Here is a 7586-nt window from a genome sequence, read left to right as displayed (position 1 = left end):
TTTGTTTATATGTGACTGGGTCTGGGGGGGCCCGGGGCCCCGGTGGGGGGCGAGCTGTGGGGGCGCCACCCGCCCGCCGCCGCCGGTGCCGCCGCGGGACGAGGGGCGGTAGCTCACGCCGACGCCGTACTTGGCGGCCAGCCGTCCGACCACGGCCAGGCCGAGCCGGGTGCCCTGGAGCGAGGCGAGGTCGGTCGCCCGTCCCGACACGGCCTCCTCGGCGTGGCGCATGGCGGCGTCGGCCATCTTGAGTCCGCTGTCCTCGATGGTGATGACGATTCCGGCGGTACGTTCCTCCACGTACACGTGGACCTCGTCGATGGGTGGCGAGAAGTTGGCGGCGTTGTCCATCAGTTCGGCCAGCAGGTGCATGACGCCCTCGGCCGCGTGGCCGGAGATCGCGGCGGTGGTGGAGCAGTGCATGCGGACGCGCTGGTAGGCGGCGATGCGGCCGACGGCGCCGCGCAGGATGCTCTCCATCACGATGGGCCTGTTCCAGGCGCGGCTCGAGCGGCCGCCCATCAGCAGGGCCAGGCGGTCGGTGATGAGGCCGAGCTGGGAGGTGCTGTGGTCGAGCCGCAGGAGGTCGCCCAGGACCTCCTCGCCGTGCCGGTCCTGCATGTCCCGCAGGTCGGCGAGCATGCGTACGGCCTTGGCCTGGACACGGCTGAGGGACTTGGCGGAGGCGGCCTCGGCGGCGGCGGTGCGCCGTTCGCTGTGGGCCAGCTCCCGGACGAACAGTTCGGCGCAGGTGCGCAGGTGGGGCCGCCGGGGCCAGTCCAGCTCGGCGAGGACGGCCTCCGCCGAGGTGCCGTCGCGCAGTCTCCGCACCGCGGCGGGCAGGGTGGTGCTCGTCAGGTGTTCCAGCTCCCCCGTGGCGCCGCGCGCCTCACGGAGCGCCACCTGGTGCCGGGCCTCGGCCTCAGTGGCGTGCCGTACGGCGTCGGCGGTGAGGGAGGCGAAGCTCTGGACGGCCTGACGCAGGTGCGGCCCGGGGGCGGGGGCGGTGCGGGCGACGGCCTCGTCGGCGCCGGCGCCCTCGCGCACCTGCTGGGCGACGCCCGGCAGCACGACGTTGACGAGGTGCACCAGGCAGGCGTTCTCCTCGGCGAGCCGGGCCTTGAGGGTGCCGGTCTCGGTTCTGCGGTCGGCCGCGGTACGGCGGGCCCGTCCGACCAGGTGGGAGGCGAGGACCACGGTGACGGCGACGCAGAGCCAGGACGTCACGGCGAGGGTCGCGGTCCAGCCCCGGGCGGCATCGGGCGCCGCGGCCCAGGCGGCACCGGCGCCCGCGGCGGTCGCGGGCAGCACGACCAGGGCGACGGCGGGGGTGCGGCGGGGGGCTTTCTGCGTCCGGGGCGGGGTGGGGGGTGCAGACACTGACATTCCGCGGTCCCTCTGGTCCTTGAGAGCGGGGAAGGGCCGATCGACATGGGTCGGCCCGCGGGGCGGAGCCGTGCCACCGGGTTTCCGTTGATCACTCCGGTGGGCTTCCGGCTCATGCTAGTCAGCGTCACGGACACGTATACCTGACCCGCCGGGAACCCCACCGAGGAGCGAACTTCCCGCGCATCCCGCCGATCGAAAGCACCGATGTGATACGGGCGTTCAGACCCGGTCGGTGGCCTGCTCGGGCGGCGGGCCGGACGGGCCGGGCCCGGGCGCGGCGACACCATCTGGGTGACTGTGGGATGCGGTGGGGCGCGACAGCGGATCGTATGGGTGCCATGCGCAGACCCATAGCCGTGGCTTCAAGCCACTCACGCCTGCTCACGACAGGCGTGCTCCTCGCCTCCCAGTCACTCCTGCTGACCCTGTCGGCGGTCCCCGCGACCGCCGGCGACGCCGGGTCTCCCGTCCGTGGTTCCGCCTACATGGGCCGGGGCGTCCTCGCCCACGAAGGTGTCCAGGGGCGGCCCGTGGAAACCCGCGCCGGCCAGACCGAGGGCGTGGACGTCTCCAGCCACCAGGGCAACGTCGCCTGGCCGACCCTGTGGAAGAGCGGGGTCAAGTGGGCCTATGTGAAGGCCACCGAGGGGACCTCCTACCGCAACCCGTACTTCGCCCAGCAGTACGGCGGCTCCTACGACACCGGCATGATCCGCGGCGCGTACCACTTCGCGACCCCGGACACCTCCGGCGGCAAGGCCCAGGCCGACTACTTCGTCGACCACGGCGGCGCCTGGTCGAAGGACGGCAAGACCCTGCCTGGCGTCCTCGACATCGAGTACAACCCGTACGGGGCCACCTGCTACGGAAAGACCAAGACCCAGATGGTGAGCTGGATCAAGGCCTTCGTGGACCGGTACAAGGCACGGACCGGGCGGGAGGCCGCCATCTACACCTCCACCAACTGGTGGACGCAGTGCACCGGCAACTCCAGCCGTTTCGGCGCGGACAACCCACTGTGGGTCGCCCGGTACGCGTCGTCCGTGGGGGCCCTGCCGGCCGGCTGGGGCTTCCACACGATGTGGCAGTACACCTCGACCGGAAAGACCGTCGGGGACCACAACAAGTTCAACGGATCGCTGGACCGCGTCAAGGCCCTGGCCAAGGGCTGACGGGGACCGACCGCCGGGCGCCGGCCGCGGTGTCAGCGGCCGGCGAGGGGTTCCAGGATGCCGGTGACCTGCCGGCGCATCACGTCCCGGGCAGCGGGCGGCAGTCCGCCGAGATCCGTACCCTCCAGGGCGTCGACGGCCTCGTCGGCGCCCCCGTCGCACGCGGTGCTGCCGCCGACCACCTCGTAGCCGTCCCGGACGGCGACCCGCAGCCGCGCCCGGCCGTCGTCGTCGGTGTGCACGGCCGTGGCGACGACCAGGGGCGGCGGCCCGCCCGCCGCGGCGGGTTCCTTGCGGTAGGCGCTGGCCGTCGGGGTGCGCCAGCGCAGGCCGAGCAGCAGGTGACGCTTGGCCGTCACCTCGGCCAGATCCGTCTCGTAGGACCCGTCGGAACCCAGTACGGTGGCGCGGGCGTCCAGCACGAGGGCCGCGGGCAGCAGGCACCGCAGGGTGCTGCCCACGAGGTTGCCGCCGACCGTCGCCGCGCGGCGCACGGCTCCGGTGCCCACCGAGCCCGCCGCGCGGCGCAGCACCTCCGGTACCCGCTCGTCGATGCGGTGCAGCAGTACGGCCGCGCCCAGCGCCTCGGGTTCGAGGACGGTCGCCTCCGGCAGCTCGCGCAGGGACATGGCCAGTTCGGGGAAGCCGTCGCGTTGCCAGGCGGCCCACACGAGAGTCGCGCCGCCGACGGGCACCGCTCCCTCCGCCAGGCACTCCTGTGCCTCGGACACGGACGTGGGCAGACGCAAGTGCATGCTGATCGACCTGCTTTCCCGGCAGTCGGCGGTGGGACGACGAGGCGTCCCCCGCCGCGTGATCACGGCCACTGTGATTGTCCGTACCGTCGACGGGGCGCGTACAGGGCTCACTCGGTTCCGATGTGCGCCCCTCGCGCGCCGGTGCACCTCCCACGGGTGCGCTACGGGCGTCGTGCCACGAAGACGAGTTCGCGGCCCCCGCGGTCGGGGGCGTCGCGCACCTCCCGGACCTCGAAGCCCCGACCGGTCAGGTCGGCCTCCACCTCCGCCCGGTCGCGAAAGCGCAACGTCGAGTCGGAGGTCAGCACGTCGCCGTCCGCGGTGAAGACGTAGGTCCAGCGGAAGGTGACCAGCGGCCCGCTCACGTCCAGCAGGTCGCACCAGCTCTCCACCGCACCCGCGCCGGGGATCTCCACGACCCCGTGCGTGTGCTCGCGGTCCCACTCCTCCCAGGCGCGCCGGGCCGGGTCCCGTGTCTCGAACACCAGGTGCCCGCCGGGCCGCAGGGCCTCGTACACCCCCTGGAGTGTCCCCTGCCACGCCCGTGGGCCGGTGATCGCCTGGGCGACGTTCGCCGTCATGGTCGCCAGGTCCGTCCGCAGCGGGGGCAGCGAGGTCGCGTCCCCCTCGATCCAGCGCACCCGGGCGGCGCCCGGCTTGCCCCGGGCCACGTCGAGGGAGGCCGCGGCGGGGTCCACGCCGACCACCTCGATGCCCCGTTCGGCCAGCAGCAGGGCGAACACCCCGGTGCCGCAGCCGATGTCCAGCACGCGCCGGGCGCCGAACTCGCCGGTCATGCGCAGGTACGCGTCCAGGTCGCCGCGATCGGTGTCCAGCGCGTCGTAGACGGCGGCGAGCCGCGGATGCCGGAAGCACTCGTCAGCCATACGGCCGACGATAACTCGCCCTCGCGCGCGGTCGTACGGAGTCCCCGCCGGGTTCCCGGCCGGCCCGCCGAGCCGGTGCGGCGGGAGCGGACACGGGGAGCACCGGCGCACCGGGAGCCGACCGGCATGCCTCGGTGCGGGGCGCCGGTGCGCGTTCTCGGGGGCCGCACGGGGTATCTCCCAGACGGGCCCCCGAGACCGCCGCCCCGGACACCCGCGCGGTCACCCGTCTCCCACGGAAGGCGCACCGACATGACCGAGCCTCACGGCCTGGAGCCCGTCGCGACGTTCTGCGGCAACTGCGACTGCGGCTGTCCCCAGTTGTTCGTCGACCCCCAGGCACCGGCGGAGCGGCGGATCGTCCTCACCGACGACTTCGGCCAGCGCGTGCAGATGAGCGCCGACCAGTTCTCGTCGCTGGTCGACGACGCCAAGCAGGGCAAGCTGGACGGCGTCGCCCTGCCCTGACCGCCCCGCGGCACCGCCGCGGGGCCTTCCGGGTGAACGGCCCCGCGCTTCCCCGGTCGGCCCGCGCCGACCGGGGAACAAGGACGGGCATGCGCGCACTCGTCATCAACTGCACCCTGAAGCCCTCCCCCGCACCGTCCAACACCGAGGCCCTCGCCTCCACGGTCATCGCGGCCCTGAAGGGCCACGGAGCCGAGGTGGACGTCGTCCGGGCCGTCGACCTGAACCTGAGACCGGGCGTCGAGACCGACATGGGCGACGGCGACGACTGGCCCCAGGTGCACGAGAAGCTCCTGGCCTCCCAGATCCTGATCATGGGGTCACCCACCTGGCTCGGCCGTCCCTCCTCCGTCGCCCAGCGGGTCCTCGAACGGATGGGCGCCATGCTGGGCGAGACCGACGACGAGGACCGCCCCGTCGCCTACAACCGCGTCGCCGGTGTCCTGGTGACCGGCAACGAGGACGGCGCGCACCACGTCATCAGCGAGATCAGCGGCGGACTCGCGGACATCGGCTACACCATCCCGGGACAGGCCTGGACCTACTGGCACCTCGGTCCCGGACCCGGACCCGACTTCCTCGACGACGAGCGCGGCCACGACTGGGCACTCTCCACCGGCCGGGCGATGGCGTCCAACCTCGTGCACGCCGCGCGCGCCCTCGCCGCGCTGCCCGTGCCCGCCCCACCGTCCTGACCTCGCGGGCCCTCGTACGGCGCCCATGGTCACCGACCTGGCCCGCGGATGTCTGAGCGTCCCGATACGGGGCATTCGTGCACGAGCAACGACGTACGACACACATGAGGAGCTGAGGTCCGCCATGACGCACGACCTGACCCCGAAGTACACGGTCCCCGGCATCGAGCGCGAGGCCGCCGGACGGCTGATCGGTGTGCTGCGACTGCGCCTGCACGCCCTCAACGACCTGCACCTGACCCTCAAGCACGTGCACTGGAACGTCGTCGGGCCGCACTTCATCGCCGTGCACGAGATGATCGACCCGCAGGTCGACCAGGTGCGCGACATGGCCGACGACGTCGCGGAGCGCATCGCCGCGCTCGGCGGTGTGGCACAGGGCACGCCCGGGGCCCTGGTGTCGGAGCGGAAGTGGGACGACTACTCCATCGGCCGGGCCGACGCGATCGCCCACCTCGGCGCGCTCGACCTGGTCTACACCGGCGTGGTGGAGGGCATGCGCGCGGCCGTCGAGGAGGCCGGCAAGATCGACACCGCCACGGAGGACCTCCTGATCGGCCAGCTCCGGGACCTGGAGCAGTTCCAGTGGTTCGTGCGGGCCCACCTGGAGAGCGCCGGAGGCACCCTGGCGACGGGCAGCGCGGCGTCCGAGACGGAGGCGGCGGCCCGCGGCGCCGAGATCGGCTGACGGCCGGCCCCGCCGGACGCGGGGCGCGCCGGGCCCGCCGTCATGGGTGCCCGGCCGCCCCCTGGGACGGCTCGGCTCGGACGGTTCAGCGCCGGCCGAGCCGCCGTTCGCCGCGGCTGCCCTGCTCGTACGGCAGCTTGTAGTGCTCGAAGACCGCGCCCTCCTCCTCGGCCGCGAGCTCCCCGTCCGGATCGATCCCCGGGGCGTCCTTGACCAGCGACTTGTCGTAGGTCACCTTCACATAGCCCGGCCCGACAACGGCCTTCTCCACCGGCACGAAGACGAGACGACGCCGGGTCGGCATGCCGACCGTGACCGTCGCGAAGGCGGGGCGGTCGGTCAGCGTGTCGAAGTAGATGGACTCCAGGGTCCCGATCTTGCGGCCGTCGTAGTCGACGACGTCCTGGCCGCGCCAGTCACGAATGTTTTCGGCTTCAAACATGCCCACTCTCCCCTTCCGAGAACGCGCTCACTCTCTAGTTCCCCGCTTCACGCGTCTGTCGCGCCCCTGTCGCCCCACCGGCCCAGGACCTGTGCGGCACCGGCGGGAATCGACAGGTGTGCGGTGCGTGCCCCGGGGTAAGCGGTCCTTCGTCGGCCGACAAGGTGACGACGACGGGGGCCGATCGACAGGGAGGGCACATCATGGCGACGACGACCGCACAGGCGACGCACACCACCACGGACATGCCGGAGATCACGGACCCGTCCAAGGTGGCGCCCAAGGACGCGCGGGAGTTGTCGAAGCTCTTCTTCGAGCAGCTCACGGTGCTGGAGGAAGGCACTCCCGAATACCAGTACGCCCGCAACACCCTGATCGAGATGAACATGTCCCTCGTCCGCTTCGCGGCGGGCCGGTTCCGCAGCCGCGGCCCGGAGGAGATGGAGGACATCGTCCAGGTCGGCATGATCGGCCTCATCAAGGCGATCGACCGGTTCGAACTCACCCGTGAGGTCGAGTTCACCTCGTTCGCCGTGCCGTACATCGTCGGGGAGATCAAGCGGTTCTTCCGGGACACCTCGTGGGCCGTGCACGTCCCGCGGCGCCTCCAGGAGGCGCGCGTCCAGCTGGCCCGCGCCACCGAGGAGCTGCGCAGCCGTCTGGGCCGCAACCCCACCACGCAGGAGCTGTCCGAGCTGATGAGCCTGCCGGAGGACGAGGTCGTCGAGGCCCGCCTCGCGGCCAACGGCTACAACTCCGCCTCCCTGGACGCCGCCATCAACGGCAGCGAGGACGGCGAGTCGGCGCTCGCGGACTTCATCGGCACCGACGACGCCGCGCTGGCGCTCGTGGACGACTTCCACGCCCTCGCCCCGATGATCGCCCAGCTCGACGAGCGCGACCGGCAGATCATCCACTGGCGGTTCGTCGAGGAGCTCACCCAGAAGGACATCGGCGAGCGGCTCGGCGTCTCGCAGATGCACGTGTCCCGGCTGATCTCGCGCCTGCTGGGCCGCCTGCGGGAGGGCATGCTCAGCACCACCTGAGCACATGACCGGCGGTGCGCCGCCAAAACCGGGGGAACCGC

The 7586-nt window shown here is 72.5% G+C and carries 9 protein-coding genes; 5 read left to right on the top strand and 4 right to left on the bottom strand.

The genetic code is table 11. The features are described 5' to 3' along the window. Positions 1–1386, bottom strand: a 1386-nt coding sequence (locus tag ACFW01_RS38150) for an ATP-binding protein (protein ID WP_384511411.1), incomplete at its 3' end; no start/stop codon positions are given. Positions 1387–1727: 341 nt separating this feature from the next. Here ACFW01_RS38150 and ACFW01_RS38145 point away from each other — a divergent pair. After that, positions 1728–2561 carry a lysozyme gene (locus ACFW01_RS38145; protein WP_384511408.1) on the top strand — a complete coding sequence of 278 codons (834 nt, stop codon included), beginning with the start codon at positions 1728–1730 and terminating at the stop codon, positions 2559–2561. A 32-nt stretch (positions 2562–2593) separates the two neighbouring features. On the opposite strand, the gene ACFW01_RS38140 is transcribed toward ACFW01_RS38145, so the two are convergent. After that, a complete protein-coding gene (locus tag ACFW01_RS38140) occupies positions 2594–3316 on the bottom strand; it encodes an FAD binding domain-containing protein (protein ID WP_234956122.1) in 723 nt (240 codons plus the stop codon). A 164-nt stretch (positions 3317–3480) separates the two neighbouring features. Beyond that, positions 3481–4206, bottom strand: coding sequence for a class I SAM-dependent methyltransferase (locus ACFW01_RS38135; RefSeq protein WP_384511404.1), 726 nt, complete (start codon positions 4204–4206; stop codon positions 3481–3483). A 252-nt stretch (positions 4207–4458) separates the two neighbouring features. Between ACFW01_RS38135 and ACFW01_RS38130 the strand changes: the two genes are divergently transcribed. The 3 genes from ACFW01_RS38130 (at position 4459) to ACFW01_RS38120 (ending at position 6057) form a co-directional block, all read left to right on the top strand. Then, the gene (locus ACFW01_RS38130) at positions 4459–4674 is read left to right on the top strand and encodes a hypothetical protein (RefSeq protein ID WP_122619179.1); all 216 of its coding nucleotides are present in this window, start codon (positions 4459–4461) and stop codon (positions 4672–4674) included. 89 nt (positions 4675–4763) lie between these two features. After that, a complete protein-coding gene (locus ACFW01_RS38125) occupies positions 4764–5369 on the top strand; it encodes a flavodoxin family protein (protein ID WP_234956120.1) in 606 nt (201 codons plus the stop codon). Positions 5370–5493: 124 nt separating this feature from the next. Continuing rightward, positions 5494–6057, top strand: coding sequence for a Dps family protein (locus ACFW01_RS38120; RefSeq protein ID WP_234956119.1), 564 nt, complete (start codon positions 5494–5496; stop codon positions 6055–6057). 85 nt (positions 6058–6142) lie between these two features. Here the strand turns inward: ACFW01_RS38120 and ACFW01_RS38115 are convergent, their stop codons facing one another. Beyond that, entirely contained in the window at positions 6143–6499 is a 357-nt protein-coding gene (locus ACFW01_RS38115; protein WP_234956117.1) for a PRC-barrel domain-containing protein, read from the bottom strand. A 203-nt stretch (positions 6500–6702) separates the two neighbouring features. Between ACFW01_RS38115 and ACFW01_RS38110 the strand changes: the two genes are divergently transcribed. After that, complete coding sequence (locus ACFW01_RS38110) at positions 6703–7545, top strand: RNA polymerase sigma factor SigF (protein ID WP_122619175.1); 843 nt, start codon at positions 6703–6705, stop codon at positions 7543–7545. Positions 7546–7586: the final 41 nt, after the last annotated feature.

Source organism: Streptomyces sp. NPDC058985, from assembly GCF_042740985.1.
In the GTDB taxonomy this organism is placed as follows: Bacteria; Actinomycetota; Actinomycetes; order Streptomycetales; family Streptomycetaceae; genus Streptomyces.
This window is presented reverse-complemented; position numbering and strand designations above follow the sequence as displayed.